At 60.5% G+C, this 25,319-nt stretch carries 26 protein-coding genes; 11 read left to right on the plus strand and 15 right to left on the minus strand.

Going from position 1 to position 25,319, the window contains the following annotated elements; translation table 11 throughout:
* Window positions 1–116 precede the first annotated feature (116 nt).
* On the plus strand, window positions 117–1,121 hold the full coding sequence (gene yejK, locus J3P84_RS22105; protein ID WP_434625887.1) for a nucleoid-associated protein YejK: 1,005 nt from the start codon (window positions 117–119) through the stop codon (window positions 1,119–1,121).
* A complete protein-coding gene (locus J3P84_RS22110; RefSeq protein WP_434625889.1) occupies window positions 1,121–1,477 on the plus strand; it encodes a glutaredoxin family protein in 357 nt (118 codons plus the stop codon). The genes yejK and J3P84_RS22110 overlap by 1 nt, the downstream gene beginning before the upstream one ends.
* Window positions 1,478–1,637: 160 nt before the next feature.
* Here the strand turns inward: J3P84_RS22110 and J3P84_RS22115 are convergent, their stop codons facing one another.
* From J3P84_RS22115 to J3P84_RS22135, 5 genes are all read right to left on the minus strand, one after another.
* Window positions 1,638–2,573, minus strand: a complete 936-nt coding sequence (locus J3P84_RS22115; RefSeq protein ID WP_434625891.1) for a glutathione S-transferase family protein — start codon at window positions 2,571–2,573, stop codon at window positions 1,638–1,640.
* Between the two features lie 79 nt (window positions 2,574–2,652).
* Complete coding sequence (locus J3P84_RS22120; protein ID WP_434625893.1) at window positions 2,653–2,976, minus strand: GIY-YIG nuclease family protein; 324 nt, start codon at window positions 2,974–2,976, stop codon at window positions 2,653–2,655.
* A gap of 42 nt (window positions 2,977–3,018) precedes the next feature.
* Window positions 3,019–3,489, minus strand: coding sequence for a nuclear transport factor 2 family protein (locus J3P84_RS22125; protein ID WP_434569706.1), 471 nt, complete (start codon window positions 3,487–3,489; stop codon window positions 3,019–3,021).
* A gap of 87 nt (window positions 3,490–3,576) precedes the next feature.
* On the minus strand, window positions 3,577–4,905 hold the full coding sequence (locus J3P84_RS22130; protein WP_434625895.1) for a CynX/NimT family MFS transporter: 1,329 nt from the start codon (window positions 4,903–4,905) through the stop codon (window positions 3,577–3,579).
* Window positions 4,895–5,554: a FadR/GntR family transcriptional regulator gene (locus tag J3P84_RS22135; protein WP_434625897.1), complete on the minus strand. Its 660-nt coding sequence runs from the start codon at window positions 5,552–5,554 to the stop codon at window positions 4,895–4,897. Before J3P84_RS22135 ends, J3P84_RS22130 begins: the two co-directional genes overlap by 11 nt.
* Before the next feature lie 166 nt (window positions 5,555–5,720).
* Between J3P84_RS22135 and J3P84_RS22140 the strand changes: the two genes are divergently transcribed.
* Both J3P84_RS22140 and J3P84_RS22145 read left to right on the plus strand, forming a co-directional pair.
* Complete coding sequence (locus tag J3P84_RS22140) at window positions 5,721–6,032, plus strand: type II toxin-antitoxin system MqsR family toxin (RefSeq protein WP_434625899.1); 312 nt, start codon at window positions 5,721–5,723, stop codon at window positions 6,030–6,032.
* Window positions 6,029–6,514: a type II toxin-antitoxin system MqsA family antitoxin gene (locus tag J3P84_RS22145; protein ID WP_434625901.1), complete on the plus strand. Its 486-nt coding sequence runs from the start codon at window positions 6,029–6,031 to the stop codon at window positions 6,512–6,514. The genes J3P84_RS22140 and J3P84_RS22145 overlap by 4 nt, the downstream gene beginning before the upstream one ends.
* A 58-nt stretch (window positions 6,515–6,572) precedes the next feature.
* Here J3P84_RS22145 and J3P84_RS22150 read toward each other — a convergent pair whose 3' ends face one another.
* From J3P84_RS22150 to J3P84_RS22165, 4 genes are all read right to left on the minus strand, one after another.
* Window positions 6,573–7,337 carry an amino acid ABC transporter ATP-binding protein gene (locus tag J3P84_RS22150; RefSeq protein WP_003178331.1) on the minus strand — a complete coding sequence of 255 codons (765 nt, stop codon included), beginning with the start codon at window positions 7,335–7,337 and terminating at the stop codon, window positions 6,573–6,575.
* 10 nt (window positions 7,338–7,347) lie between these two features.
* Window positions 7,348–8,445, minus strand: coding sequence for an amino acid ABC transporter permease (locus J3P84_RS22155; RefSeq protein ID WP_186705160.1), 1,098 nt, complete (start codon window positions 8,443–8,445; stop codon window positions 7,348–7,350).
* Between the two features lie 10 nt (window positions 8,446–8,455).
* Complete coding sequence (locus tag J3P84_RS22160) at window positions 8,456–9,637, minus strand: amino acid ABC transporter permease (RefSeq protein ID WP_434625904.1); 1,182 nt, start codon at window positions 9,635–9,637, stop codon at window positions 8,456–8,458.
* A gap of 65 nt (window positions 9,638–9,702) precedes the next feature.
* The gene (locus J3P84_RS22165) at window positions 9,703–10,734 is read right to left on the minus strand and encodes an amino acid ABC transporter substrate-binding protein (protein ID WP_186610954.1); all 1,032 of its coding nucleotides are present in this window, start codon (window positions 10,732–10,734) and stop codon (window positions 9,703–9,705) included.
* Between the two features lie 471 nt (window positions 10,735–11,205).
* On the opposite strand from J3P84_RS22165, the gene J3P84_RS22170 reads away from it, so the two are divergent.
* Both J3P84_RS22170 and rhlB read left to right on the plus strand, forming a co-directional pair.
* Window positions 11,206–11,862, plus strand: coding sequence for an alpha/beta hydrolase (locus J3P84_RS22170; protein WP_434625906.1), 657 nt, complete (start codon window positions 11,206–11,208; stop codon window positions 11,860–11,862).
* 98 nt (window positions 11,863–11,960) lie between these two features.
* A complete protein-coding gene (gene rhlB, locus J3P84_RS22175) occupies window positions 11,961–13,436 on the plus strand; it encodes an ATP-dependent RNA helicase RhlB (protein WP_434625908.1) in 1,476 nt (491 codons plus the stop codon).
* A gap of 82 nt (window positions 13,437–13,518) precedes the next feature.
* Here rhlB and moaE read toward each other — a convergent pair whose 3' ends face one another.
* From moaE to J3P84_RS22200, 5 genes are all read right to left on the minus strand, one after another.
* Window positions 13,519–13,971, minus strand: a complete 453-nt coding sequence (gene moaE / locus J3P84_RS22180; RefSeq protein ID WP_434625910.1) for a molybdopterin synthase catalytic subunit MoaE — start codon at window positions 13,969–13,971, stop codon at window positions 13,519–13,521.
* A gap of 3 nt (window positions 13,972–13,974) precedes the next feature.
* Window positions 13,975–14,217, minus strand: a complete 243-nt coding sequence (locus tag J3P84_RS22185) for a MoaD/ThiS family protein (RefSeq protein ID WP_305496595.1) — start codon at window positions 14,215–14,217, stop codon at window positions 13,975–13,977.
* Window positions 14,214–14,687 carry a cyclic pyranopterin monophosphate synthase MoaC gene (moaC, locus tag J3P84_RS22190; protein WP_434625912.1) on the minus strand — a complete coding sequence of 158 codons (474 nt, stop codon included), beginning with the start codon at window positions 14,685–14,687 and terminating at the stop codon, window positions 14,214–14,216. Before moaC ends, J3P84_RS22185 begins: the two co-directional genes overlap by 4 nt.
* A gap of 247 nt (window positions 14,688–14,934) precedes the next feature.
* Window positions 14,935–16,329: a PhoH family protein gene (locus J3P84_RS22195; RefSeq protein WP_030139644.1), complete on the minus strand. Its 1,395-nt coding sequence runs from the start codon at window positions 16,327–16,329 to the stop codon at window positions 14,935–14,937.
* A 339-nt stretch (window positions 16,330–16,668) separates the two neighbouring features.
* On the minus strand, window positions 16,669–17,793 hold the full coding sequence (locus tag J3P84_RS22200) for a polysaccharide deacetylase family protein (RefSeq protein WP_434625914.1): 1,125 nt from the start codon (window positions 17,791–17,793) through the stop codon (window positions 16,669–16,671).
* A 311-nt stretch (window positions 17,794–18,104) separates the two neighbouring features.
* Here J3P84_RS22200 and yaaA point away from each other — a divergent pair, with 311 nt between their 5' ends.
* Window positions 18,105–18,884 carry a peroxide stress protein YaaA gene (gene yaaA / locus J3P84_RS22205; RefSeq protein WP_434625916.1) on the plus strand — a complete coding sequence of 260 codons (780 nt, stop codon included), beginning with the start codon at window positions 18,105–18,107 and terminating at the stop codon, window positions 18,882–18,884.
* Here yaaA and J3P84_RS22210 read toward each other — a convergent pair.
* Complete coding sequence (locus J3P84_RS22210; protein WP_434625918.1) at window positions 18,869–19,222, minus strand: hypothetical protein; 354 nt, start codon at window positions 19,220–19,222, stop codon at window positions 18,869–18,871. The genes yaaA and J3P84_RS22210 overlap by 16 nt on opposite strands.
* Before the next feature lie 472 nt (window positions 19,223–19,694).
* On the opposite strand from J3P84_RS22210, the gene J3P84_RS22215 reads away from it, so the two are divergent.
* The 4 genes from J3P84_RS22215 (at window position 19,695) to algK (ending at window position 25,319) form a co-directional block, all read left to right on the plus strand.
* Window positions 19,695–21,011 (plus strand): nucleotide sugar dehydrogenase, encoded by a 1,317-nt coding sequence (locus tag J3P84_RS22215; RefSeq protein ID WP_305496603.1) that lies wholly within the window; start codon window positions 19,695–19,697, stop codon window positions 21,009–21,011.
* A 100-nt stretch (window positions 21,012–21,111) separates the two neighbouring features.
* A complete protein-coding gene (gene alg8 / locus J3P84_RS22220) occupies window positions 21,112–22,593 on the plus strand; it encodes a mannuronan synthase (protein ID WP_370870998.1) in 1,482 nt (493 codons plus the stop codon).
* A 35-nt stretch (window positions 22,594–22,628) separates the two neighbouring features.
* Window positions 22,629–23,798, plus strand: coding sequence for an alginate biosynthesis protein Alg44 (locus J3P84_RS22225; protein WP_305496605.1), 1,170 nt, complete (start codon window positions 22,629–22,631; stop codon window positions 23,796–23,798).
* A gap of 9 nt (window positions 23,799–23,807) precedes the next feature.
* Window positions 23,808–25,319, plus strand: a complete 1,512-nt coding sequence (gene algK / locus J3P84_RS22230; RefSeq protein WP_434602882.1) for an alginate biosynthesis TPR repeat lipoprotein AlgK — start codon at window positions 23,808–23,810, stop codon at window positions 25,317–25,319.

Here is a 25,319-nt window from a genome sequence, read left to right on the forward strand (position 1 = left end):
CCGGGTGTCAGACCGGTCTGAAAGGGCCTTCACCACGATCCAAAACCAGTGATTGCGGTACACTGGGCCCTTTTTCGGGGAGCGCGCCCTCCCCTCTTTCATCAGCCGAGAAATCCATGCCGATCCGTCATTGCATCGTCCACCTGATCGACAAAAAACCCGACGGCACGCCCGCTGCGCTCCATGCCCGCGACTCCGAACTGGCGGAGTCCACGGCCATCGAGAACATGCTCGCCGACCTCAACGAGAGCTATAACGCCAAGCAAGGCAAGGCCTGGGGCTTCTTCCATGCCGAATCAGGGGCGCATCCGTTCAGCGGCTGGCTGAAGGAATACCTCGACGGCGGCAAGGACTTCACTGCGTTCAGTCGCGTGGCGGTGGAACACCTGCAAAAGCTGATGGAAGAATCCAACCTGTCGGTGGGCGGCCACGTGCTGTTCGCTCATTACCAGCAAGGCATGACCGACTACCTGGCGATCGCCCTGCTGCACCACAGCGAAGGCGTGGCCGTGACTGACGAGCTGGACGTGACCCCGTCGCGCCACCTGGACCTGGGCCAGTTGCACCTGGCGGCGCGGATCAACGTGTCGGAATGGCAGAACAACAAACAGTCCAGACAGTACATCTCGTTCATCAAGGGCAAGAACGGCAAGAAGGTTTCGGAGTACTTTCGCGACTTCATCGGTTGCCAGGAAGGCGTCGACGGCCCCGGCGAAACCCGCACCCTGCTCAAGGCTTTCAGCGACTTCGTCGAAAGCGAAGACCTGCCCGAAGACGACGCCCGGGAGAAAACCAAGACCCTGGTGGACTACGCCAGCAGCCAGGCCAAGCTCGGCGAGCCGATGGGCCTGGAAGAGCTCTCGGAGCTGATCGACGAAGAGCGCCCGAAAGCGTTCTACGACCACATCCGCAACAAGGACTACGGCCTGTCGCCGGAAATTCCGGCGGATAAACGCACCCTCAATCAGTTCCGCCGCTTCACCGGCCGCGCCGAAGGCTTGTCCATCAGCTTCGAAGCGCATCTGCTGGGCTCGAAGATCGAATACGACGAAGAGGCCGGCACGCTGATCATCAAGGGTTTACCGACCTCGCTGACCGATCAGCTCAAGCGGCGTAACTGATGCTCACCGGGGTACTGAAGAAGTGCCTGCTGGTTCTGCTGGTGGTGGTCGCGTACCAGAACTGGGGCAAGATCGAGCGGGTGCTCAATCCGTCGCAAATGGTTTCGAAACAGGTTCGCAGCAACGCCCGCGTCGTGCTGTACGCCACCGACTGGTGCGGATACTGCAAGGCAACCCGACGATTCCTGGACGAGAAAGGCGTGCCGTTTCGCGAGTTCGATATTGAAAAGGACGCCGAAGCGCGCAAGACCTATGAGGCGCTGGGCGGCCGGGGGATTCCGATCCTGGATGTGAATGGCACGTTGATTCGTGGGTATGAGCCGGAGAATATTCTCAAGGCATTAGCCGCGATATAAATCCACCGGGCCAGCAGTGATGTCGGCCCCGCCCCCCTTTCGCGAGCAGGCTCGCTCCCACAGTGATTGCGGCAAACACAAATCCTGGGCCCACCCCCGGCCAAATGTGGGAGCGAGCCTGCTCGCGAAAGCGGAAGCCCAGTCACCACCTCAGCAAAAATCAGACCGCCTCGAGGCGAAACCCGAACCGCGGAAAGTGCACATGCACCACCCCGCCACGCTCGTCCTGACGACGCAGAATCAATTCTTCGCTACCGGCAAACAACAACTCCCCAACCACCGGATCGACACCGTAATCAGTCGCCGCGATGCTCACCCGCTGCCCCGCCACAAATCCGTTCGGCTCCTTGAATGACTCATCCGGCAGCGCTGCCGGCGTCGCATCGCGAGACACCTCCAGGGCCTCTTCGGAACTCATCTGGCTCGACGCACCGTGGCCGAAACCCAACACCCGCGCCAGCCACGCCGATACCGCAGGGTGAGCATCCACCAAAGGTGAAGTGACAGGCGTGCCCTTGAGGAACCACAGCGGATGCGCCATGGCAAAGTCGGCAATCGACGGATCACCTAGCAGGAAGTCGCCGTCTTCACGCTGCAACTGCTGCTCCAGGCGCGCCATGATCACAGGCCATTGATGCTTGGCCTGCTCGGCGGACAGACGCGTGGCCGTGCCGCCACTGAACAGCCCGGCACGGTCGCTGATGAACGCCTTGATCGCCTCGGGCGGCAACTTGGCAAAACGCACCGCCACCGATTCCGGCTGGAACACCAGGCTTACCGCATGCTGAAACACCACCGAATCCGCCCATGCCGCAAAGGACGCAGCGATCATTTCCCGGCCCTCGGGAAACAGCGCCGGGGAGGCTTTCTGTTGCTCCAGTCGCCGGGCTATCAACGCCGTGTCGCAGTAGATGTCAGCGCCGATCTGCAACACCGGCGTCTTGCGGTAACCACCGGTCAAGGCCGTCAGGTCCGGCTTGGGCATCATCGGCGGTATACCTACCGAACGCCAGGACAAGCCCTTGAAACCCAGCAGCAGGCGGGCTTTCTCTGCGAATGGGGAGGTTGGGTAATGATGGAGGATCAGTTCAGACATGAGAATCGCCACTGCTGGGATGAAGTCTTGCAGCTTAGCGCGCCTGACCGGACCAGCCTACCGGCCTGATGAAGGCCTATCAGCCTGGCTGATGAAGCGACAGCGCACTGGCCACCAAGCATTCCTTGGCGCTTTTCTTGAGCTTCTTGATCAACCGCTCCTGCCGCAACGCCTCGCCCTTGTCACGGCAGGCCTCGGTATAGACCAGCGCGACCGCCGGGCTGGAGAGAAAGAAACGCGCGCCCTTGCCGCTCTGATGCTTGGCGAAACGCCGCACCGGGTCATCGCTGATGCCGCAGTACAGCGAGCCGTTGGCGGCGCGCACCAGGTAGACGAACCAGGGCTTGGCCGGTTCGGGTGTGGCGGGGGCAGCGAGGTCGGGGGGTGATTCAACGGTGGTCACGGAAATATTCAACAGCCGCGATGGAAACAAGCCGCGATCTTATCAGCGACTGGCCTGGAACGCCCGCAGCCCCTTGAGCGCCTGGGCGCGGACGGCGTTGCGCACCAGCGGTGTCCAGCCCAACAGCAGGCCTTTGGTGCCCAAGGCCTGGCGCGACCAGCGCCACAGGTCGAAATGATCGTGGTGCTCGCAGATCTTGCCGTCACGAAAAACGAAGCGCGCCTGGATGTCGTTTACCACTGTATTGCCGGTCTGGCTGAACAGATAAGTCGCCACCCAATGGGCGCCGCCGGAACGTTCGTCGCTGCGCACGTTATCGAACGTCAGGGAAAAATCCTTGGCCCGCGTGGTGAGCATGCGCCACATGTCGCCGGCATCGCGCCCACGCAGTTCGCCGAAGGCCGGATCACTGAACACCACGTCATCGGTGTAGCAGGCACTCATGGCCTCGGCATCGAGGCGCTGGAATGCCTGGTAAAACCGGGTGATCAGGGCTGTGTGGGCATCGCTCATGGACGGACTCCGGAGATCGTTTCAGTAGGCCTGCACGATAATCTGCCACCGCGTGGAACACTATCGTCATTCGCTATGAAAATGACATTAGCGAAGCTCGCCGACTCTTTCGCTGACGACACCGACATACAACGCCCGGCCGGCGCCGAGGCCGGCGATGATCGCGCCCAGGCCAACCAGGCCAAAGATCCAGCCCAGGGCATTCCAGCCGCCGGTCAAGTCATGTACCACGCCGACCGCGAACGGCCCCAGTGACGCCAGCGTATAACCAAAACCCTGGGCCATGCCGGAGAGGTTGGCGGCCACATGGGCGTCGCGCGAGCGCAGCACGATCAGCGTCAGAGCCAGGGCGAACGTCGCGCCCTGCCCCAGGCCCAACAGGACCGCCCAGCCCCACAGCCCTTCGATGGGCGCGTAGAGGCAGCCGAACAACCCGCCGAGCACCATCAGCATGACGATCACGATGGCCAGGCGCTGGTCTTTGCCGCGCGTTGCCAGCCAGGGCGCCGCGAGGGAGCTGACCAGTTGCACGATTACCGAGCCGGACAGCACCAGCCCCGCCTGGGTCGGGGTCAGCCCGCGACCGATGAGGATCGACGGCAGCCAGCCGAACACGATGTAGGCCAGGGACGATTGCAGCCCCATGTACAAGGTCACCTGCCAGGCCAGGGGATCACGCAGCAACCCGTGGACACGATACGCCGCTTGATGCGCCCCGTGTTTCTGGCCCACTTGCGGCAGCCAGAACACGGCGGCCAGCAGGGCCGGCAGCATCCAGAAGCCCAGGCCGAGGGCCCAGTCATGGCCCAGATGTTCGCTCAATGGCACCGTCGCGCCGGCCGCCATCGCCGCACCCAGGCACAGCGCCATGGTGTAGACACCGGTCATGGTGCCGGCCTGCTTGGCGAAGTCGCGCTTGACGATGCCCGGCAGCAACACGCCGATCACACCGATGCTGGCGCCAGCGAGGATGCTGCCCGCGAACAGGCCGAACTGACCGAACGAGCTGCGCAGGATGATTCCGCCGGCCAGCGTCAGCAGGATGCCGAGCACCACTCGCTCAGCGCCGAAGCGCCGCGCCAGCACTGGCGCCAATGGCGCGAACAGGCCCAGGCAGAGCACTGGCAGGGTTGTCAGCAGACCGGCCTGGGCGGCCGACAGGCCGAGGCTCTTCGACACTTCGCTGAGCAGCGGCGCCATGCTCGACAAGGCCGGGCGCAGGTTCAACGCGACCAGGATCAGGCCCAGCAGCAGCAACCAGGGCCGGCGCACCAGCGGGTGGCTCTGCTGGGCCTGCTCGTCGTCCGCCTCGGCGTCGATCAGCAATTCTTCGAGTTCGGCGCCGCGTTTGTTCGGCGTTGCGGTAGTGCGGTCAAGCGGATCGCGGGACATGGAAAGCTCGGGTTCAGGGTTCATTGATCAACTGCCGGCAGAGGGCCTTGGCCCGCTCCGGATCCTGGCGTTCAACGGCTTCGAGGATTTCGATGTGCAGGTCGAACACGTGTTGATGGCGCGGAATGATATTGAGGCTCTGACGCAACTGAGCGCCGATCACGCTGGAGAAATAGCGATACAGCTCGCTCAGGGCCGGGTTGTGCGCGGCGTCCACGAGCAGGCGATGGAACACCAGGTCGCAGGCGATGTAGTGCTCCAGGTCGCCGTGATAATGCTCGCCGCTGGTTTTCAGCGCTTGGCGCAAGGCAAGCAGATCGTCCTCGGTGCGCCGTAGCGCCGCCAAGCCGATGGCCTCGACTTCAAGGATGTGCCGGGTTTCCCGGGCCTGCTCCAACGAGCAACGGGAGAGCGCCTTGAGCGTGTCCAGCGGGTCGACGACCGCACGCACGTAACTGCCGTCGCCCTGACGAATCTCGATCAATCCGGAAAACGCCAGTACGCGCATGGCTTCGCGCACCGTGTTGCGGCTGATGCCTAGCTCGGCGACCAATTCCGGCTCGGTAGGCAGGCGCTGGCCGACAGCCCACACGCCGTCGCTGATGCGTTGGCGCAGTTGCTCCAAGGCTTGATCGACCAGGGAGCGCTTTATTAGCGGGGACATTTCTGACATGGGGCTCGCCTTTTCATCCAATCATGGGATGAATTTTCTGACATGTTAGTCAGCTTCACGTAGGACGGCAACCGCCTACGTTTTATTGGAGGCAAAGAATCCGAATTTTCGATTAGTCAGATTTACCCTTTATGGGTAATCATTGAGACAAGGCAAACGGCTTCTTATGGAAAAGAGCACACCCCATTACGACCTGACAGTGGTCAAGGCCGAGGTTCACAGGTTGGGAAGCAAGGCGTTCACATTGAACGCCCGCGAAGGCGGACGAAGGATGATGTTGAGTCTCGCCCGGATGCTGCGGATCGTTCACCTGTTGGAATACAGGATGCTGCATAAATCGATGACCACGTATGCCGATCACCGAATCTGGCAAGACGTCTATCACACAACATTTCAGGATCGGGAGATTTACATCAAGGTGACTTACCGCCCCGGCGGTGGGCATCCGGTGGTCTCCTTCAAGGAGAAAAACCAATGAAACCCCAGCAATGTGTCAGCTGCGGCAGCATCGACGCGATGCATCATTTCAAAGGCCGTAGCTTTACGGTCGACTACAGGCAGGTGACTCGGCAAGTACACGATATTGCCGGATGGGAATGCCGGATCTGCGGTGAAATCGAATTCGATCACGACACTGACAGCGCCGAACATTACTCCAGGGCCAGCGACCAATTGCTGGAAGATTACGCGCTGGCGACAGGTGCGGAAATCAAACGCATCCGCCGCAAACTGCATCTCACGCAAAAAGACGCGGTGAAGCTGCTATCCGGAGGCGGGCATAACGCGTTTTCCCGTTATGAACGCGGCGAAGTTACCCCGGCTCAGTCGTTATTCGTGCTGATGCGCCTGCTTGATCGGCATCCGCACCTGATGGCTGAAGTCCACTCGCTGAACGACGAAGCCCATTTGCAGCAACTGTTGTCGGGTCGCCATCCGGAACATGACACGGCGGATCTCTGACCCGAAAAAAAAACAAACCCGGACAAGTCCGGGTCTATTTTCACTGCCTGAGATCGGATCAGTGCAGGATCTGGCTCAGGAACAACTTCGTACGGTCATTCTGCGGGTTGTCGAAGAAGTCATTCGGCGCAGCCTGCTCAACGATTTCGCCTTTGTCCATGAAGATCACGCGGTTGGCCACGGTGCGGGCGAAGCCCATCTCGTGGGTCACGCACAGCATGGTCATGCCGTCTTCGGCCAGGCCGATCATGGTGTCCAGAACCTCTTTCACCATTTCCGGGTCGAGGGCCGAGGTCGGTTCGTCGAAGAGCATGATTTTCGGTTTCATGCACAGGGCACGGGCGATCGCCACGCGCTGTTGCTGACCGCCGGAGAGCTGGCCCGGGTACTTGTGCGCCTGCTCTGGAATGCGTACGCGTTCCAGGTAATGCATGGCGATTTCCTCGGCCTTGCGCTTGGGCATCTTGCGCACCCACATCGGCGCCAGGGTGCAGTTCTGCAGGATGGTCAGGTGCGGGAACAGGTTGAAGTGCTGGAACACCATGCCGACTTCGCGACGGATCGCTTCGATCTGCTTGAGGTCGTTGGTCAGTTCCACGCCATCGACCACGATGCGACCCTGCTGGTGCTCTTCCAGGCGATTGAGGCAGCGGATGGTGGTGGATTTGCCGGAACCCGACGGGCCGCACAGCACGATACGCTCGCCCTGCTTGACGTTCAGGTTGATGTCTTTCAACACGTGGAACTGGCCGTACCACTTGTTCACGCCCTGCATCTGAATAATGCCTTCAGGGCTCACAGGCTGTTTGATCGCTTCACTCATGAGTCAACTCCTAACGCTTGTGGCCAGTGTCCAGCTTGCGTTCCAAATGCATGGAATAGCGGGACATACCAAAACAGAAAATCCAGAACACCAGGGCGGCAAACACATAGCCTTCAGTGGCCATGCCCAGCCATTTCGGGTCGGCGGCAGCTTGTTTCACGCTGTTGAGCAGGTCGAACAGACCGATGATGATCACCAGGCTGGTGTCCTTGAACAGCGCAATGAAGGTGTTGACGATCCCCGGGATCACCATCTTCAGCGCCTGCGGAAGGATAACCAGGCCCATGCTGCGCCAGTAGCCCAGGCCCATCGCCGCGGCCGCTTCGTATTGCCCCTTGGGAATCGCTTGCAGACCGCCACGCACCACTTCGGCCACGTAGGCCGACTGGAACAGGATCACGCCGATCAATGCCCGCAGCAGCTTGTCGAAGTTCATGCCCTCAGGCAGAAACAACGGCAGCATCACCGAGGACATGAACAGCACCGTGATCAACGGCACGCCGCGCCAGAACTCGATGAAGGTCACGCAGACCACGCGAATCGCCGGCATGTTCGAGCGCCGGCCCAGGGCCAGGACGATGCCCAGCGGCAGAGCACCGACGATACCGACGGTGGCGATCACCAACGTCAGCATCAGGCCGCCCCACTGGCTGGTCGCCACGGTATCCAGACCGAAAACGCCACCGTGCAGCAGGCACCAGGCAATGATCGGGTACAGCACCAGGAAGCTGAGGCCGTAGATCGCCTTGCGCGGGAAGCGCGAGATGAACAGCGGCGCCACGCCAAGCACTGCCGCCCACACCGTCAGGTCTACGCGCCAGCGCAGGCCTGTCGGGTAATAGCCGTACATGAACTGGCCGAAACGCTGTTGGATGAACACCCAGCAGGCGCCTTCCTTGGTGCAGTCGGCCTGGGTGGTGCCGACCCAGTTGGCATCGAGGATAGCCCAACCGAGGATCGGTGGAACTATCAGGTAGATCAGGTAGAACGCGAACAACGTCAGCAGCGTGTTGAGCCAGCTGGAGAACATGTTCGCGCGCATCCATGCCACCGGCCCGAACACTTTGCTCGGTGGCGGCATATCAGGTTTGAAAGTATGGGATGTCATGCGCTTTTCCTCACCGCTCGATCAGCGCAATGCGCTTGTTGTACCAGTTCATCAGCAAGGAAATGCTGATACTGATCGCCAGGTACACGCTCATGGTGATCGCGATCACCTCGATGGCCTGACCGGTCTGGTTCAACACCGTGCCGGCAAACAGCGAAACCATTTCCGGATAACCGATACCGGCCGCCAGCGAAGAGTTCTTCGCCAGGTTCAAGTATTGGCTGGTCAGCGGCGGGATGATCACGCGCAGGGCTTGCGGGATGATCACCTTGCGCAGGGTCGGACCGTTGCGCAGGCCCAGCGAGTGAGCCGCCTCGGTCTGGCCATGGCTGACCGACTTGATGCCAGAACGCACGATCTCGGCGATGAACGCCGCGGTGTACACCGTCAGCGCCAGGGTCAAGGCCAGCAGTTCCGGGATGAGAACCCAGCCACCAACGAAGTTGAAACCCTTGAGCTGCGGCATTTCCCAATGCACGGGCGCGCCGAAGATCAGTGCGCACAACGCCGGGATCACCAGGAACAGCGCCAGGCCGACCCAGAATTTATGGAACGGCTCGCCCGTTGCTTCGAAACGCTTGTTGGCCCAGCGGGTCATCAGCACGATGGCGACGATCGCCAGCACGACACTGGCCACGAACGGCCAGAACCCTTCCGCCACCAGCGCCGCCGGCATGTTCAGGCCACGGCTGCTGACGAAGAAGGTGTCGCCGAAGTTGTGGGCAGCCCGTGGTCCCGGCATCGTCAGGAATACCGCGAAGTACCAGAACAGGATCTGCAACAGCGGTGGGATGTTACGAAAGACCTCCACGTAGACGGTCGCCAGCTTGGAGATTATCCAGTTCTTCGACAAGCGTGCGACGCCGATGATGAACCCCAGGATGGTCGCCAGAATCACGCCAATGAAGGTCACCAGGAGGGTGTTGAGCAAACCGATGACAAAGACGCGGGCATAACTGTCCGCTTCGGTGTAGTCGATCAGGTGTTGGGCGATGCCGAAACCGGCACTGCGCTCCAGAAAGCCGAAACCGGACGTGATGCCCCGGTGTTCCAGGTTGGTCTGTGTGTTATCGAACAGAAACCAGCCCAGCGAAATAACCGCCACGATGGTGACGATCTGAAATACCCACGCACGCACTCGTGGATCGCTGAGGCTGAGCCTCTGCTTAGGTGCGCCGATTGAATTTTGCATGAAGTGCCCCGCAAAGAATGGAACAGAACATCACCCGGTGGTTGGCCCACCGGGTGATAGAACCATCAGCGCACTGGTGGTGCGTATTGGATGCCGCCTGCGTTCCACAGAGCGTTCAGACCGCGATCGATCTGCAGCGGGGTGTCCTTGCCGAGGTTGCGCTCGAACATTTCACCGTAGTTGCCGACTTGCTTGACGATCTGCACAACCCAGTCTTTCGGCAGCTTCAGGTCTTTACCGTATTCACCGTCAGCGCCCAGCATACGAGCGACGTCCGGGTTCTTGGTGGACTTGGCTTCAGCTTCGACGTTCTTCGAGGTCACGCCTGCTTCTTCGGCATTGAGCATGGCGAAGCCAGTCCAACGCACGATGGCCAGCCACTCGTCGTCGCCGTTACGCACGACCGGGCCCAGTGGCTCCTTGGAGATGGTTTCCGGCAGGACCACGTAGTCCTTCGGCGAAGCCAGCTTGCTGCGCTGGGCGAACAGTTGGGACTTGTCGGAGGTCAGCACGTCGCAACGACCGGATTCCAGCGACTTGGCGCTTTCATCGGAGGTGTCGAAAGTGATCGGGGTGTACTTCAGGCCGTTGGCGCGGAAGTAGTCGGACACGTTCAGCTCGGTGGTGGTACCGGCCTGGATGCAGATGGTTGCACCGTCCAGTTCCTTGGCGCTCTTGACGCCCAATTTGCTGTTGGCCAGGAAGCCGATGCCGTCGTAGTAGGTAATGAAGCCCGGGAATTTCAAGCCCATGCCCGCATCACGGGAGCTGGTCATGGTGGAGTTGCGCGACAGCACGTCGATTTCGCCGGATTGCAGCGCGGTGAAGCGCTCCTTGGCGTTCAACTGGCTGAACTTGACCTTGGTCGCATCGCCAAACACCGCAGCGGCCACGGCACGGCAGAAGTCAGCGTCGATACCCACGATCTTGCCGGTGGAATCAGGCACCGAGAAACCCGGCAGGCCATCACTTACACCACATTGCACAAAACCTTTCTTCTGCACGGCATCCAGGGTTGCACCCGCCTGAGCGAACCCGCTGACACCGAGGACTGCTGCTGCAGTCACGACTGCCAGGGTGGATTTCAGTAACTTCATTCAAACCTCCAGTTTTGCTCTTGTTGTGTCGGAGCTGGGACCCTGTCGCACCCTTTTGAGGCATTGCCGACCCTTGTTGGCTTTTTTTAGGGTCAACCGACGTCTGGGCCTTCGCTATGAGTCTAATAATGAGAGCGGCTATAAACGGCGCCTTACTCACTTCTCACCAATCGGCCGAACGGGCTGTAGCCCTTCACGTTCGCGAAGCCCGTAGCGGCTATTGGCGAACATCCATCACCGGATTTCTGATATCCCATGCGTCGCGTCGAGCTGATAGTGTTACCGCGCTGCGTAAGAATCATCATTCGGCTAAACCAATAGCAAAGCCCGTACCACACCGCTGCGCTTGTCCGTTACTGGCGACGTCAAGACAAAAACTTGTAGCATTGCGACATCTAATTAACTGAGGCACCAGGCGCGCACCGCAATCAGGCACTGATTGAGCGCACCCGCACATTTTTGGAGCACACCATGACCGACCCCTTGATTCTCGAGCCCTCCAGCACCGCCGATGCGTGCGTTATCTGGCTCCACGGCCTGGGCGCCGATCGCTACGACTTCATGCCGGTCGCCGAAATGCTGCAGCAAAGCCTGCTGACTACGCGCTTCGTATTGCCCCAGGCGCCGACGCAACCGGTGACCATCAATGGTGGCTACGCCATGCCCAGCTGGTATGACATTCGGGCCTTGAGCCCGGCGCGGGCGATCGACGAGCAACAACTGGACGCCTCGGCGCAACGGGTCATCGACCTGATGGAAACCCAGCGAGCCAGCGGAATAGACGCCTCGCGGATTTTCCTGGCAGGTTTTTCCCAAGGCGGAGCAGTGGTTTATCACACGGCATTCGTCAAGTGGCAGGGGCCGCTGGGTGGCGTGATTGCGCTGTCCACTTATGCGCCAACTTTCGGCGAAGAACTGCAGTTGTCAGCCAGCCAGCAACGCGTTCCGGTACTGGCGCTGCACGGACAGTACGACGAAGTGGTACTCAACCCGATGGGCCGGACCGCCAAAGAGTATCTGAAGCAGCATGGTGTCACCGTGACATGGCAAGAATACCCAATGGGCCACGAAGTGTTACCCGAGGAGATTCGCGACATCGGTACCTGGCTGGCGGAACGCTTGCGCTAAGAGGCAGATAGCCACGCCAGCGCTTTGATGATCACACTACGCCGCGCCCGTTTCTTGCATTACACTGGCCGGCGTACATTCCTTAACCAACCGATGAGATGACCGTGCTCAAAGCACTCAAGAAGATGTTCGGTAAAAGCGAGGCCGAGCAACTCGCGCCTGAAGCCAGCGCCCCCGTCCACGGCGCGAGCCGCACCGATGCGCACCAACCACGTCGGACCGCCCCCGTTGCGGACGCAAAACTATCGCCGTCGACCGCATCCGTTGCGCAACCTGTGGCGGCATCCGAGCCGGAAAAACCACGCAGCGAAGCCCCCAAGCCACGTCGCGAGCGCGCACCCAAACCGCCGGTCGTTGCCTGGAAGCTCGAAGACTTCGTCGTAGAACCTCAGGAAGGCAAGACCCGCTTCCACGATTTCAAGCTCGCCCCCGAGCTGATGCATGCCATCCAGGACCTGGGCTTCCCGTACTGCACGCCGATCCAGGCGCAAGTGCTGGGCTATACCCTCGCCGGCAAGGACGCTATCGGTCGTGCCCAGACCGGCACCGGCAAGACCGCCGCGTTCCTGATTTCGATCATCACCCAGTTGCTCCAGACCCCGCCCCCCAAGGAACGCTACATGGGCGAGCCGCGGGCGCTGATCATCGCGCCAACCCGTGAGCTGGTGGTGCAGATCGCCAAGGATGCCGCCGACCTGACCAAGTACACCGGCCTGAACGTGATGACGTTCGTCGGCGGCATGGATTTCGACAAGCAGCTCAAGCACCTCGAGGCCCGCCACTGCGACATCCTCGTGGCGACGCCGGGCCGCCTGCTGGACTTCAACCAGCGCGGCGACGTGCACCTGGACATGGTCGAAGTGATGGTGCTCGACGAGGCCGACCGAATGCTCGACATGGGCTTCATCCCCCAGGTACGCCAGATCATTCGCCAGACCCCGCCGAAAAACGAACGCCAGACATTGCTGTTTTCCGCCACGTTCACCGAAGACGTGATGAACCTGGCCAAGCAATGGACCACCGATCCTGCAATCGTCGAGATCGAAGCCGAAAACGTCGCCAGCGAAAATGTCGAACAGCACATCTATGCTGTCGCCGGTGCCGACAAGTACAAACTGCTCTACAACCTGGTCAACGACAACGGTTGGGAGCGGGTGATGGTCTTCGCCAACCGCAAGGACGAAGTGCGCCGCATCGAAGAACGCCTGGTGCGCGATGGCGTCAACGCCGCGCAACTGTCGGGCGACGTGCCGCAGCACAAGCGCATCAAGACACTCGAAGGTTTCCGCGAAGGCAAGATCCGCGTGCTGGTCGCCACCGACGTGGCCGGTCGCGGCATTCACATCGACGGCATCAGCCACGTGATCAACTTCACCCTGCCGGAAGTGCCGGACGACTACGTGCACCGTATTGGCCGCACCGGTCGTGCCGGGGCCGCCGGGGTTTCGATCAGCTTCGCCGGCGAGGATGATTCCTACCAGTTACCCTCGATCGAGGCACTGCTGGGCCGCAAGATCAGTTGCGAGATGCCGCCGACTCATCTGTTGCGGCCGGTCGAGCGCAAGCGACCTTAACCGTCTTCACAGTACCGAAAGCGCAGCCCAACCAGGCTGCGCTTTTTTTTGTATTGGATACCTGGCAGTTTCTACAGGTTGCCTACCGCTTCCAGCGATCCGCCGCCGCATGATCACTGTCCCGCCCCTCGACCCAACGCGGGCCGTCGGCGGTATTTTCCTTTTTCCAGAACGGTGCGCGGGTCTTCAGGTAGTCCATGACAAAGGCGCAGGCGTCAAATGCCGCCTGGCGATGGGCGCTGGCGGCGCCGACAAAAACGATCGGCTCACCCGGTTCCAGGGCGCCGATGCGGTGCAATACCTCAAGCTTGAGCAGCGGCCAGCGCTGCTCGGCTTCGGTGACGATCTTGCCCAGGGCTTTTTCGGTCATGCCCGGATAATGCTCGAGGAACATCCCGGACACATCGAGGCCGTCGTTGAAGTCGCGCACGTAGCCGACAAAACTCACCACGGCGCCGACGCCGACATTTGCTGCCTGCATCGCATTGACCTCGGCCCCCGGGTCGAACGGCTCGGCCTGCACCCGAATCGCCATGGCTCAGCCTCCGGTCACGGTGGGGAAGAAGGCCACTTCGTCGCCGTCCGCCAGCGGTTCATCGAGCTGGCACAGGTCTTCGTTGCGGGCGCACATCAGGTTCTGCTCTCGCAGCACTTCGGCTCCGTCACGCTGAGCGAGCAATGCGCGCACATCGTCAACCGTGGCGAAAACGCCCTCCACTTTCAGCGAATCCACGCCGAGCGCTTCGCGATAACGGGCAAAGAACTTCACGGTGATGTTCATGGCGCATCCGCCTGGAAGTGGCCGCTCTTGCCGCCGAGTTTTTCCAGCACACGCACGCCCTCGATGGTCATGCCCCGGTCTACGGCCTTGCACATGTCGTAGAGGGTGAGCGCGGCGACGCTGGCGGCGGTGAGCGCCTCCATCTCGACACCGGTCTGTCCCGACAGCTTGCAGCGGGCCACGATGCGCACGCGATCCTCGCCTTCGGCGGTCAGTTCGACCTTGACGCTGGTGAGCATGAGCGGATGGCAGAGCGGGATCAGGTCGCTGGTTTTTTTTGCCGCCTGGATACCGGCAATGCGCGCGACGGCGAACACATCCCCCTTGGGATGGCCGCCGCTGACGATCATTTGCAGAGTATCGGGCAGCATGCGCACAAAGGCTTCGGCGGTGGCTTCGCGGAACGTCACGGCCTTGTCGGTCACGTCGACCATGTTGGCGCGACCTTGGGAATCGAGATGGGTCAGCACAGGGTAACTCCTGATCAGGAGCGTCGATTGTAAACCTGTGAGTCAAATTCCGGCAGGGTTGATTGTCGTACCCAAAATTGGACAAACCCAGCAGATCCCTTGTGGGAGCGAGCCTGCTCGCGAAGGCGGTGTATCAGATAAGAATATTTGGCTGACATACTGCATTCGCGAGCAGGCTCGCTCCCACAGGGTTATGTGGTGCATGGAAGAACCGGGCGACCTTGATGGCCGCCCGGTTCGGCTGGGGTTACAGATGAGATTCGGCGTATTCGGCCAGGATCGAGCGCGGTACGCCCTGCAGGGTGATGTGGACGCCGTTGGGGAAGTCCTTGAAGCGTTCGGTCAGGTAGGTCAGCCCGGAGCTGGTCGCGGACAGGTAAGGGGTGTCGATCTGCGCCAGGTTACCCAGGCACACCACTTTGGAACCGGCGCCGGCACGGGTAATGATGGTTTTCATCTGGTGCGGGGTCAGGTTCTGGCATTCGTCGATCAGGATCAGGCTCTGCTGGAAGCTGCGGCCTCGGATGTAGTTGAGGGATTTGAACTGCAACGGCACTTTGCTGAGGATGTAGTCGACGCTGCCATGGGTGCTCTCGTCATCCATGTGCAAGGCTTCGAGGTTGTCGGTAATTGCACCCAGCCACGGCTCCATTTTTTCCGCTTCGGTACCGGGCAGGAAGCCGATTTCCTGGTCCAGGCCCTGCACGCTGCGAGTGGCGATGATGCGCCGGTAGCGCTTGCTGACCATGGTCTGTTCGATGGCGGCGGCGAGGGCCAGGATGGTCTTGCCGGAACCAGCGGCGCCGGACAGGTTGACCAGGTGGATGTCCGGGTCGAGCAAGGCGAACAGCGCCAGGCTCTGGTAGATGTCGCGAGGCTTGAGGCCCCACGCCTCCTGATGCAGCAGGGGTTCCTGGTGCAGGTCGAGGATCAGCAGCTTGTCGACCTGGATTTCCTTGATCCAGCCGACGAATCCTTGTTCATCGATAATGAATTCGTTGATGTGCACCGCCGGCAGGTTGTCGATCAGTTGCACCTGGTGCCAGGTGCGCCCATGGTCCTGGCGGGTCTCGACCTTGCTCACGCGGTCCCAGAAGGAGCCGGTCATGGTGTGGTAGCCGTTAGGCAACAGCGATACGTCGTCGACCAGTTGGTCAGTGCTGTAGTCTTCCGCCGCGATCCCACAGGCGCGGGCCTTGAGGCGCATGTTGATGTCTTTGGTCACCAGCACCACGGCTTGATCCTTGTTGCGCGCGTGCAGGTCGATCAGCTGGTTGATGATGATGTTGTCGTTCAGGTGTTCAGGCAGCACCAGGTTGGGCTCGGTGCGCTTGCTCATCAGGATCGAGAGCAGGCCCTTGGGGCCGCTCTTGCCGCGCTGGATCGGCACCCCCAGTTCAACGTCTTCTGGAGAGGCATCGCCCAGGGTCTTGTCGATCAGGCGGATCGCCTGCCGGCATTCAGCCGCCACGCTATGATGGCCACTCTTGAGCTTGTCCAGCTCTTCAAGGACGGTCATCGGCAGGGCAACATGGTGTTCTTCGAAATTCAGCAGCGCGTTTGGATCGTGGATCAATACGTTGGTATCGAGTACATACAGGATTGGCTGGTTGGAGGAAGGGCTACGTCCGTGGTCATCCATACTCGGTCACCTTTGTGGGGGCCATTCGACGCAATACCGTGACAGTGCTGCGCCTCGAGGTAGCCACCGAATTCACCCGCGAGGATTTCGGGTGAACTGCACACAATCTGGGTCTTGGAAGACGCCACCTGTGTTGCAGGTTTCGGCGGTCTGACTTCTTGATACTCCAAAAACGATGACAGGAAAAAGCACTTTGACGCTTTTTTGAAGTTTATTTTTCAGAGTGACGAATAACCCTTGGCGTAGTGCCCCGGCGCCGTTAAAGTCGGAAGTCCGGTCGCCCTGAATGCGCGCCCCGATTCCCGCCCCGCCCAATGTTTACGGGACTTTTGCCTTTTTTCAGCGAAACGCGTCCTGACACTCTTCCCAGCCGATCCCGCTTTGCGCCGTTTGCGTAACGAGCCAGGGCAGCGCCGTTTTCACCGCGTCCTGCTTGGCGTTGAAGTTGATGACCCCGTGGCGCCACAACAGCATCAGCGTCAGCGCGCGCTGGGCACTCTGCTCGGGCTTGAGGCGGTTGGTGCTGTCCTGGGGATCGATATCCCATAGCGCCACTTGCAGTCCCTGGTTCCTGAAGAATGCCTGGGCATCGCCTCGACGCTGGCCCTGTGGCGGACGGAACAAGGGCACGTAATTCTCCGGCAGCCGGCCCTTGACCAGGTCAACGCTGCGCCGTACCGAGTCCTGCCAGTCCTGCCAATGGCTGTGGGAGCGGAACTCCCATCCCTGCACCCCGACGCATTGCCCAGCAAACAGAGTCTGGAGATCATTTGCCGAGCCGTCTGTCAGGCGCGCCTGGATGTCCTTGCCCAGCACAAAAAAAGTGCCGTTCATGTTCGACTTGCGCAGGTACTCGGTCAGCCATGGCGTGTGGTCCGGCGCGACGTTGGCAGCGCTGTCGAAGGTCAGCAAGAACAGTCGGTCATTCATCTGCTCACCGTTGCGCTCGTAATCGCCGAAACGCTCGACTTCGCTGCTGACCTGGGGAAACAGAGCAGCCTTGCGCAGCAGCTCGTCGCGGTACTGCGTATGAAAGATCCGGCTCGGCTCGGCCCACTTGATGTAATAGGAATTGTCGTCGAGCCGGAACCGGGCCGCTTCTTCGCGCAGGGTCGCCATGTCCTCGACCAGGTAGCAGAAGGAGGCATCCAGCGTGCAACTGCGCTGGGCGAAGTTGTAGCTCGAAAGCAGGCGCTGCCACAGCCGCGCGCGCAAGGCGTTCACCGCGACCATATTGACCGAGCGCAGCCCCAGGTATTGCTTGAGGGCTATTTCGTCCATGGCATCGGCATCCAGCAATACCCGGGCGAACATCAGGACCTCGGCCCGCGAAGCCACATCGAACAGCGTCGGGCTGGTGAGCTGTTCAGGCCAGGTGCTGCGGTCCAGGGTAGCGACGTCGTTGGGCGCAGCGAAAGCGCCGAGGCTCAACAACCAGGCCGACAGTAAAAGGACGATACGCAAAAGGGATGCTCCATAACGAAACCCGCGCGGGATGATAGCTGATCTGGTGCGGCACTGGCCTGTGACCGCATCCTTCTTGGCGAACCTGCTTGTGTGGCGAGGGAGCTTGCTCCCGCTGGGTCGGTCCGACGCTTCGGGCGCAGCGGCCCCAGGATCTTACGGTCGCTGCGCAACCGAGCGGGAGCAAGCTCCCTCGCCACAAGGGCCTCTCTGCAATCAATCCGCCCACCACCCATCCCCTATCACCTCAATAGCTGGAGTCCACCCGGACAACCCCCTAGAATCGCCGCACCCTTAAAGGAGACGTTTGCATGCTGATGGTGATTTCCCCCGCCAAGACCCTCGATTACGAAACACCGCCGGCCACCGAGCGTTTTACCCAGCCGCAGTACCTGGATCACTCCCAAGAGCTGATTGAACAATTGCGCGAATTCTCGCCGGCGCAGATCAGCGAGCTGATGCACGTCTCCGACAAGATCGGCGGCCTCAATGCCGCGCGATTCGGCAGCTGGAACCCGGCGTTTACCCCGGCCAATGCCAAACAGGCGTTGCTGGCGTTCAAGGGCGATGTGTACACCGGCCTCGACGCGCAAAGCCTCGGTGAAGCTGATTTCGACTACGCCCAACAGCACCTGCGCATGCTCTCCGGCCTCTACGGTCTGCTGCGTCCGCTGGACTTGATGCAGCCTTATCGCCTGGAGATGGGCACGAAGCTGGCCAATGCCCGGGGCAAGGACCTTTATGCATTCTGGGGCACCCGCATCAGCGAATGGCTGAACGAAGCCTTGGCCGATCAGGGCGACGACGTACTGTTGAACCTGGCTTCCAATGAATATTTCTCGGCGGTCAAGCGCAGTGCACTGAAAGCCCGCGTCATCGATGCCGAGTTCAGGGATCTCAAGAACGGCCACTACAAGATCATCAGTTTCTACGCCAAGAAAGCCCGGGGCTTGATGAGCCGGTTTGTCATCGAGCAGCGCATCAACGATCCCGTGCAACTCAAACACTTCGATGTACAGGGCTATCGTTACAACGTCGAACAATCCTCCCCGAACAAGTTGGTCTTTTTGCGCGATCACGCCCCGCAATAACGCAACACCGGTTTCAGGCCCCGATAAGGGGCCTCGATCATCCCGCTATATGTCATCTCACTTCCCCACCGCACTTGACACTTTCTTGGCGTCAACAAAACAAACACCCCCTGCTCTAACTTTTCTTTCACTCGACAAATGTCAGATTTTTCCGTAGTGGCACGGAAATTTTTCATCAGTAGTGGCACAAAACTATCTACCCCCGCCAACTCCCCGAAACTAAAGGGCAAAAGCGCGCGTGCTATCAATTTGAGAGCAGTGCCATCTAGGCAAATATTTCGAAAAATTTCGAAAATGGCGATGAGCGGATCGGAACTATGTGAAATTGCACGGCTCATACCACCCGTAACGATTCTCGCCGAGTGTGTACGAGATAACTTACGTGGCACGTCGTCCGAAGTAACCGAGTTGTCACGACAATTTAGCGAAACGGTCGTCTAATTGGATCCACCCTTAAAAGGACGGGAGATAAAGCACCATTTGTATCCCCTACAAGGCCAAGGCTGCGCCCCTATAACGTGCTCACCCGAGCACACAAGCTTCTGATTTTGTGGGCTTTTTGCCAGAAATCGGAAAGTGAACGACCGTTGCACGAACGTCCCGCCAACGAGGACTGGCTGCATAACAGGGCAGGTCATAACAACTAGGCCGCTTTGCGCACAACTTGAGTGCATTTATTTAGACACTCGGAACTTAGTATGCCTGCACACGGCACTGTGGCGCCTGCATTCCACACTTCCGAGTGCGCGATGACCGCTGAACACTTATTAACTCCGGCCATTTGATGGCGTGAAAACAGAGGTAAATGCGATGCGCATTAGCATATTTGGTTTGGGTTACGTCGGTGCAGTATGTGCCGGTTGCCTGTCTGCACGGGGCCATGATGTAGTTGGCGTAGATGTCGCCAAAGACAAGATCGACATGATCAACGCCGGTAAATCACCGATCGTTGAACCGGGCCTGGGCGAGCTATTGGCGCAAGGCATTCAAACAGGTCGCCTGCGCGGTACTACCAACTTCGCCGAAGCTATTCGTGATACTGACCTGTCGATGATTTGCGTCGGTACACCGAGCAAAAAGAACGGCGACCTGGAACTGAACTACATCGAAGCCGTGTGCCGCGAGATCGGTTTTGTCCTGCGTGACAAGACCACCCGTCACACCATCGTGGTTCGCAGTACCGTACTGCCGGGCACCGTGGCCAATGTGGTCATCCCGATCCTCGAAGACTGCTCCGGCAAGAAAGCCGGCGTCGATTTCGGCGTCGCGGTCAACCCTGAGTTCCTGCGTGAAAGCACCGCGATCAAGGACTACGACCAGCCGCCAATGACCGTCATCGGCGAGTTCGACAAAGCGTCGGGCGACGTCCTGCAATCGCTGTACGAAGAACTCGACGCACCGGTCATCCGCAAGGACATCGCTGTCGCCGAGATGATCAAGTACACCTGCAACGTCTGGCACGCCACCAAGGTGACCTTCGCCAACGAGATCGGCAACATCGCCAAGGCTGTCGGCGTCGATGGTCGTGAAGTGATGGACGTAGTCTGCCAGGACAAGGTCCTGAACCTGTCCCAGTACTACATGCGTCCAGGCTTCGCTTTCGGCGGCTCGTGCCTGCCAAAAGACGTGCGTGCCCTGACCTACCGTGCAGGCTCGCTGGACGTGGAAGCGCCGCTGCTCAACTCGCTGATGCGCAGCAACGAATCCCAGGTGCAGAACGCCTTCGACATCGTCTCCAGCCACGACAAGCGCAAAGTCGCCCTGCTGGGCCTGAGCTTCAAGGCCGGCACCGACGACCTGCGTGAAAGCCCACTGGTGGAACTGGCGGAAATGCTGATCGGCAAGGGTTTCGACCTGAAGATCTACGACAGCAACGTCGAATACGCACGCGTCCACGGTGCGAACAAGGATTACATCGAGTCGAAGATTCCTCACGTCTCGTCCTTGCTCAATTCCGACTTCGACGCGGTGATCGACAACTCCGACATCATCATCCTTGGTAACCGCGACGAGAAGTTCCGCGCGCTGACCGAGAACGTACCGGAAGGCAAGCAGGTCATCGACCTGGTTGGCTTCATGTCCAAGGCCACCTCCCCGAGTGGCCGGACCGAAGGCATCTGCTGGTAAGTCTGTTAGCCGGCCGGGGCGTGCCCCGGCCGGCCTTTCGCCTGCCTTAACCCATCGGGCCGCCCACAAGGCCCGCCCGAGATAGAGACGGATGCAGATTATGCACAGGCTAAAGCACGGCCTGCTTCAGGCCGCCGGTTGGCTGTTTTACTTGAGTTTATTGATGGGCATCGCCACGGCGCTGCCCACGTCCACGTTCGACTCCGAATCGAAGGATTTCATCTTTCTGATCGGCGCCGTGGGCATCTGGCGTTATTCCATGGGCGCGACGCATTTCGTGCGCGGCATGATTTTCCTGTACATCGTCTACCCACACCTGCGCCGCAAAGTGCGCAAGCTGGGCAAGGCGGCGGATCCGTCCCACGTTTACCTGATGGTCACCAGCTTCCGCATCGATGCGCTGACCACCGCCCAGGTCTACAGCTCGGTCATCCGCGAAGCCATCGACTGCGGGCTGCCGACCACCGTGGTCTGCTCCATCGTGGAAATGTCCGACGAACTACTGGTCAAGAGCCTCTGGGCCCGCATGAACCCGCCAGAGCACGTCAAGCTGGACTTCGTGCGCATTCCCGGTACCGGCAAGCGTGACGGCCTGGCCTTCGGTTTCCGTGCCATCTCCCGTCACCTGCCGGACGACCGCGCCGTCGTGGCCGTGATCGACGGCGATACCGTCCTGGCCGAAGGCGTCGTGCGCAAGACCGTGCCGTGGTTCCAGCTGTTCGGCAACGTCGGCGGCCTGACCACCAACGAGTTCTGCGAAGTGCGCGGCGGCTACATCATGAGCGAGTGGCACAAGCTGCGTTTCGCCCAGCGTCACATCAACATGTGCTCCATGGCCCTGTCCAAGCGCGTATTGACCATGACCGGGCGCATGTCGGTGTTCCGCGCCACCGTCGTGACCAACCCGGACTTCATCGCCGACGTCGAAAGCGACTCGCTGCAACACTGGCGCCTGGGCCGCTTCAAGTTCCTCACCGGCGATGACAAGTCGAGCTGGTTCAGCCTGATGCGCCTGGGCTACGACACGTTCTACGTGCCGGACGCCGCCATCAACACGGTTGAGCACCCGCCGGAAAAAAGCTTCATCAAGGCGAGCCGCAAACTGATGTTCCGCTGGTACGGGAACAACCTGCGGCAGAACTCCCGGGCATTGGGCCTGGGCATGAAACGTCTGGGCCTGTTCACCTCGGTCGTGCTGTTCGATCAGCGCGTGTCGATGTGGACCTCGCTGCTGGGCCTGACCGTAGCGATCATCGCCAGTGTCAAGTACGGCACCGCGTTCATCCTGGTGTACCTGCTGTGGATCGGTATCACGCGGTTGCTCCTGACGCTGCTGCTGTCGTGCTCCGGACACCGGATCGGTCCGGCCTACCCGGCGATTCTCTATTACAACCAGATCGTCGGCGCGCTGGTGAAGATCTACGTGTTCTTCCGCCTCGATCAACAATCCTGGACTCGCCAGCCCACCCACCTGACCCGTGATCTCGCCAGCTTTCAACGTTGGTTCAACACTTGGTCGTCTCGGACCATGACCTTCTCCGCCGGCAGCATCTTTGTCGCCGTGCTGCTGACGATGGTCTGACCGGACTTGAATGAATTAACTAGGAAATCGCCCCTATGAACACCGCCGTGAATGTCAACGTAGTGCATGAATCCGAAGCCCAACGCCAACACGCCCGGGTCAAAATCCCGGCCAAGTTGCGCTTCTTCGGCCCCGACCGTACGCCGATGGAAGTCAAGGTCCTCGACCTGTCCGCCGGTGGGTTGTGCTTCAACGCCGGCCAACTGCCGCTCAAGGTTGGCGAGACCTACAAGGCGCGCCTGCAGTTCGTGATCGACAACCTCGGCCTGGCCATGGACGTCGAATTGCAGATCCGTTCCTACGACCGCCAGACCGGCCGCGCCGGTTGCCAGTTCCAGAACCTGGAGCCGCGGGACATCTCGACACTGCGCCACATCATCACCTCGCACCTGGCCGGCGACATCGTCGGCGTCGGTGATGTGCTGGCGACCCTGCAACGCGACAACTTCACCAAGGCTCGCAAGCAGAAAGATGAAAACGGTGGCATGAGCGCCTTCGGTCGCCTGCGCGCCGTGACCTTCAGCCTGGGCATCTTCATTGTCGGCCTGGCGGCATTCGGCTTCATCTTCAAGTCGGTGTACGGCATGTACTTCGTCAGCCACGCCCAGGCCGGCATCGTCAACGTACCGGGCATGGCCATCACCATGCCGCGCGACGGCACCGTGCAAAGCCTGGTCAAGGCCGACGGCCTGGCCGCCAAAGGCGCTCCGCTGGCGACCTTCAGCACCAGCATGCTCGACGTGCTCAAGGGTCACCTGGACGACAACCAGCTGCAGCCAGCCAAGGTCGAGGAACTGTTCGGCAAGCAAATGACCGGCACCCTGACCTCGCCATGCGATTGCATCGTGGCCCAGCAACTGGTTTCCAACGGCCAGTACGCCAGCAAGGGTGACGTGATCTTCCAACTGGTTCCTCGCGGCGCCGAAGCCAACGTCGAGGCACGTTTCTCCTATCGCCAGTTCGGCGACGTGCGTCCAGGCACCCCGGTCAGCTTCCAGGTAGCCGGCGAAGACGCCACCCGCACCGGCAAGATCGTCAGCAGCACCAGCCTGAAAAGCGCCGACCTGTCTTCCGATATCCGTGTGCTGATCCAGCCTGACGAAGCCCTGGACAGCGCGCTGGCCGGCCGTCCGGTGGAAGTCGTCAGCGACCGTGGCCCGAACTTGAACTGGCTGATCGACAAAGCCATGGCCGTCGGTCTTTAAGTCGAGGAAATGCCCGTGATCACTCCACAAAACAACAATGCACCGCATTCCCTGTGGGAGCGAGCTTGCTCGCGATGGGATCGACGCGGTCTGTCTGGTACACCGAGCGGCCTGCATCGCGAGCAAGCTCGCTCCCACACAGGATATGCGTTGTGTGCTCTGGCGCTGGCAGTCAGTCTTAGCGGTTGCGCCGGCCTGCCCGACCAGCGCCTGGCCAACGAAGCCCTCAAGCGCGGCGACACGGCGTTGGCGCAGCAGAACTATCAGCAACTGGCAGACCTGGGCTACAGCGAGGCCCAGGTGGGCCTGGCCGATATCCAGGTAGACAGCCGCGACCCCGAGCAGATGAGAAAGGCCGAGGCGACCTACCGCGCCGCCGCCGACATCTCGCCGCGCGCCCAGGCTCGCCTGGGTCGCCTGCTGGTGGCCAAGCCCGGCTCCACCGAAGCTGAAAAGCACGAAGCCGAAGGCCTGTTGAAAAAAGCCTTTGCCAACGGTGAGGGCAACACGCTGATCCCGCTGGCGATGCTGTACCTGCAATATCCCCACAGCTTCCCGAACGTCAACGCGCAGCAACAGATCAGCCAATGGCGCAGCGCCGGTTATCCGGAAGCGGGCCTGGCGCAGATCCTGCTCTATCGCACCCAGGGTACGTACGACCAGCATCTGGACGAAGTGGAAAGAGTCTGCAAGGCCGCCTTGGCGACCACCGACATCTGCTACGTCGAACTGGCCACGGTCTATCAGAAACGCGGCCAGCCGGAACAGCAGGCCGAGCTGATCAAGCAGATGCAGGCCGGTCACGCTCGTGGTGTGGTCTCGGCCCAGCGCGTGGACAGTGTCGCGCGTGTCCTGGCCGATTCCAGCCTGGGCAAGACCGACGAGAAAACCGCTCAGTCGCTGCTCGAAGGCATCGCGCCCGGCAACCCTGCTTCCTGGGTCAGCCTGGCGCAGCTGCTCTACGATTTCCCTGAGTTGGGCGACGTCGACAAGATGATGCAGTACCTGGAAAACGGCCGCGCCGCCGACCAGCCGCGCGCCGAGCTGTTGCTGGGCAAGCTGTACTACGAAGGCAAGTGGGTACCCGCCGACGCCAAGGTCGCCGAGGCGCATTTCCAGAAAGCCGTGGGCCGTGAAGTGGCCGCCGATTACTACCTCGGCCAGATCTATCGTCGCGGCTACCTGGGCCAGGTGTACTCGCAAAAGGCCCTGGATCACCTGCTCAAGGCCGCCCGCAACGGCCAGAACAGCGCCGACTACGCCATTGCCCAGCTGTTTTCCCAAGGCAAGGGCACCAAGCCCAACCCGGTCAACGCTTATGTGTTCAGCCAGTTGGCCAAGGCGCAAAACACCCCGCAAGCCATCGAGCTTGCCCAGACCCTCGAAGAACAATTACCGCCGGAACAACTTGCACAAGCGCAACGCCTGCTACAACAAGAGCAGGCCATTCGCGGCGCCATGAGCCCCGATACGCTGGAACTGCAAGCCCTAAAAGAAGATGACGGCGAGGAACCTCTATGA

Source organism: Pseudomonas sp. Z1-29, from assembly GCF_051131995.1.
GTDB lineage: Bacteria > Pseudomonadota > Gammaproteobacteria > Pseudomonadales > Pseudomonadaceae > Aquipseudomonas.

Bases quoted from the DNA above. Each gene is read 5' to 3' on its own strand.
- J3P84_RS22210 (WP_434625918.1), bottom strand. From the start codon at position 19,222: ATGAGCCGTGCAATTTCACATAGTTCCGATCCGCTCATCGCCATTTTC.
- J3P84_RS22115 (WP_434625891.1), bottom strand. From the start codon at position 2,573: ATGTCTGAACTGATCCTCCATCATTACCCAACCTCCCCATTCGCAGAG.
- J3P84_RS22135 (WP_434625897.1), bottom strand. From the start codon at position 5,554: ATGTCAGAAATGTCCCCGCTAATAAAGCGCTCCCTGGTCGATCAAGCC.
- J3P84_RS22150 (WP_003178331.1), bottom strand. From the start codon at position 7,337: ATGAGTGAAGCGATCAAACAGCCTGTGAGCCCTGAAGGCATTATTCAG.
- J3P84_RS22110 (WP_434625889.1), top strand. From the start codon at position 1,121: ATGCTCACCGGGGTACTGAAGAAGTGCCTGCTGGTTCTGCTGGTGGTG.
- J3P84_RS22160 (WP_434625904.1), bottom strand. From the start codon at position 9,637: ATGCAAAATTCAATCGGCGCACCTAAGCAGAGGCTCAGCCTCAGCGAT.
- J3P84_RS22130 (WP_434625895.1), bottom strand. From the start codon at position 4,905: ATGAACCCTGAACCCGAGCTTTCCATGTCCCGCGATCCGCTTGACCGC.
- J3P84_RS22140 (WP_434625899.1), top strand. From the start codon at position 5,721: ATGGAAAAGAGCACACCCCATTACGACCTGACAGTGGTCAAGGCCGAG.
- J3P84_RS22215 (WP_305496603.1), top strand. From the start codon at position 19,695: ATGCGCATTAGCATATTTGGTTTGGGTTACGTCGGTGCAGTATGTGCC.
- J3P84_RS22125 (WP_434569706.1), bottom strand. From the start codon at position 3,489: ATGAGCGATGCCCACACAGCCCTGATCACCCGGTTTTACCAGGCATTC.
- alg8 (WP_370870998.1), top strand. From the start codon at position 21,112: ATGCACAGGCTAAAGCACGGCCTGCTTCAGGCCGCCGGTTGGCTGTTT.
- yaaA (WP_434625916.1), top strand. From the start codon at position 18,105: ATGCTGATGGTGATTTCCCCCGCCAAGACCCTCGATTACGAAACACCG.
- yejK (WP_434625887.1), top strand. From the start codon at position 117: ATGCCGATCCGTCATTGCATCGTCCACCTGATCGACAAAAAACCCGAC.
- J3P84_RS22155 (WP_186705160.1), bottom strand. From the start codon at position 8,445: ATGACATCCCATACTTTCAAACCTGATATGCCGCCACCGAGCAAAGTG.
- algK (WP_434602882.1), top strand. From the start codon at position 23,808: ATGCCCGTGATCACTCCACAAAACAACAATGCACCGCATTCCCTGTGG.
- J3P84_RS22165 (WP_186610954.1), bottom strand. From the start codon at position 10,734: ATGAAGTTACTGAAATCCACCCTGGCAGTCGTGACTGCAGCAGCAGTC.
- J3P84_RS22170 (WP_434625906.1), top strand. From the start codon at position 11,206: ATGACCGACCCCTTGATTCTCGAGCCCTCCAGCACCGCCGATGCGTGC.
- moaE (WP_434625910.1), bottom strand. From the start codon at position 13,971: ATGGCGATTCGGGTGCAGGCCGAGCCGTTCGACCCGGGGGCCGAGGTC.
- J3P84_RS22195 (WP_030139644.1), bottom strand. From the start codon at position 16,329: ATGGATGACCACGGACGTAGCCCTTCCTCCAACCAGCCAATCCTGTAT.
- rhlB (WP_434625908.1), top strand. From the start codon at position 11,961: ATGACCGTGCTCAAAGCACTCAAGAAGATGTTCGGTAAAAGCGAGGCC.
- J3P84_RS22185 (WP_305496595.1), bottom strand. From the start codon at position 14,217: ATGAACATCACCGTGAAGTTCTTTGCCCGTTATCGCGAAGCGCTCGGC.
- J3P84_RS22145 (WP_434625901.1), top strand. From the start codon at position 6,029: ATGAAACCCCAGCAATGTGTCAGCTGCGGCAGCATCGACGCGATGCAT.
- J3P84_RS22225 (WP_305496605.1), top strand. From the start codon at position 22,629: ATGAACACCGCCGTGAATGTCAACGTAGTGCATGAATCCGAAGCCCAA.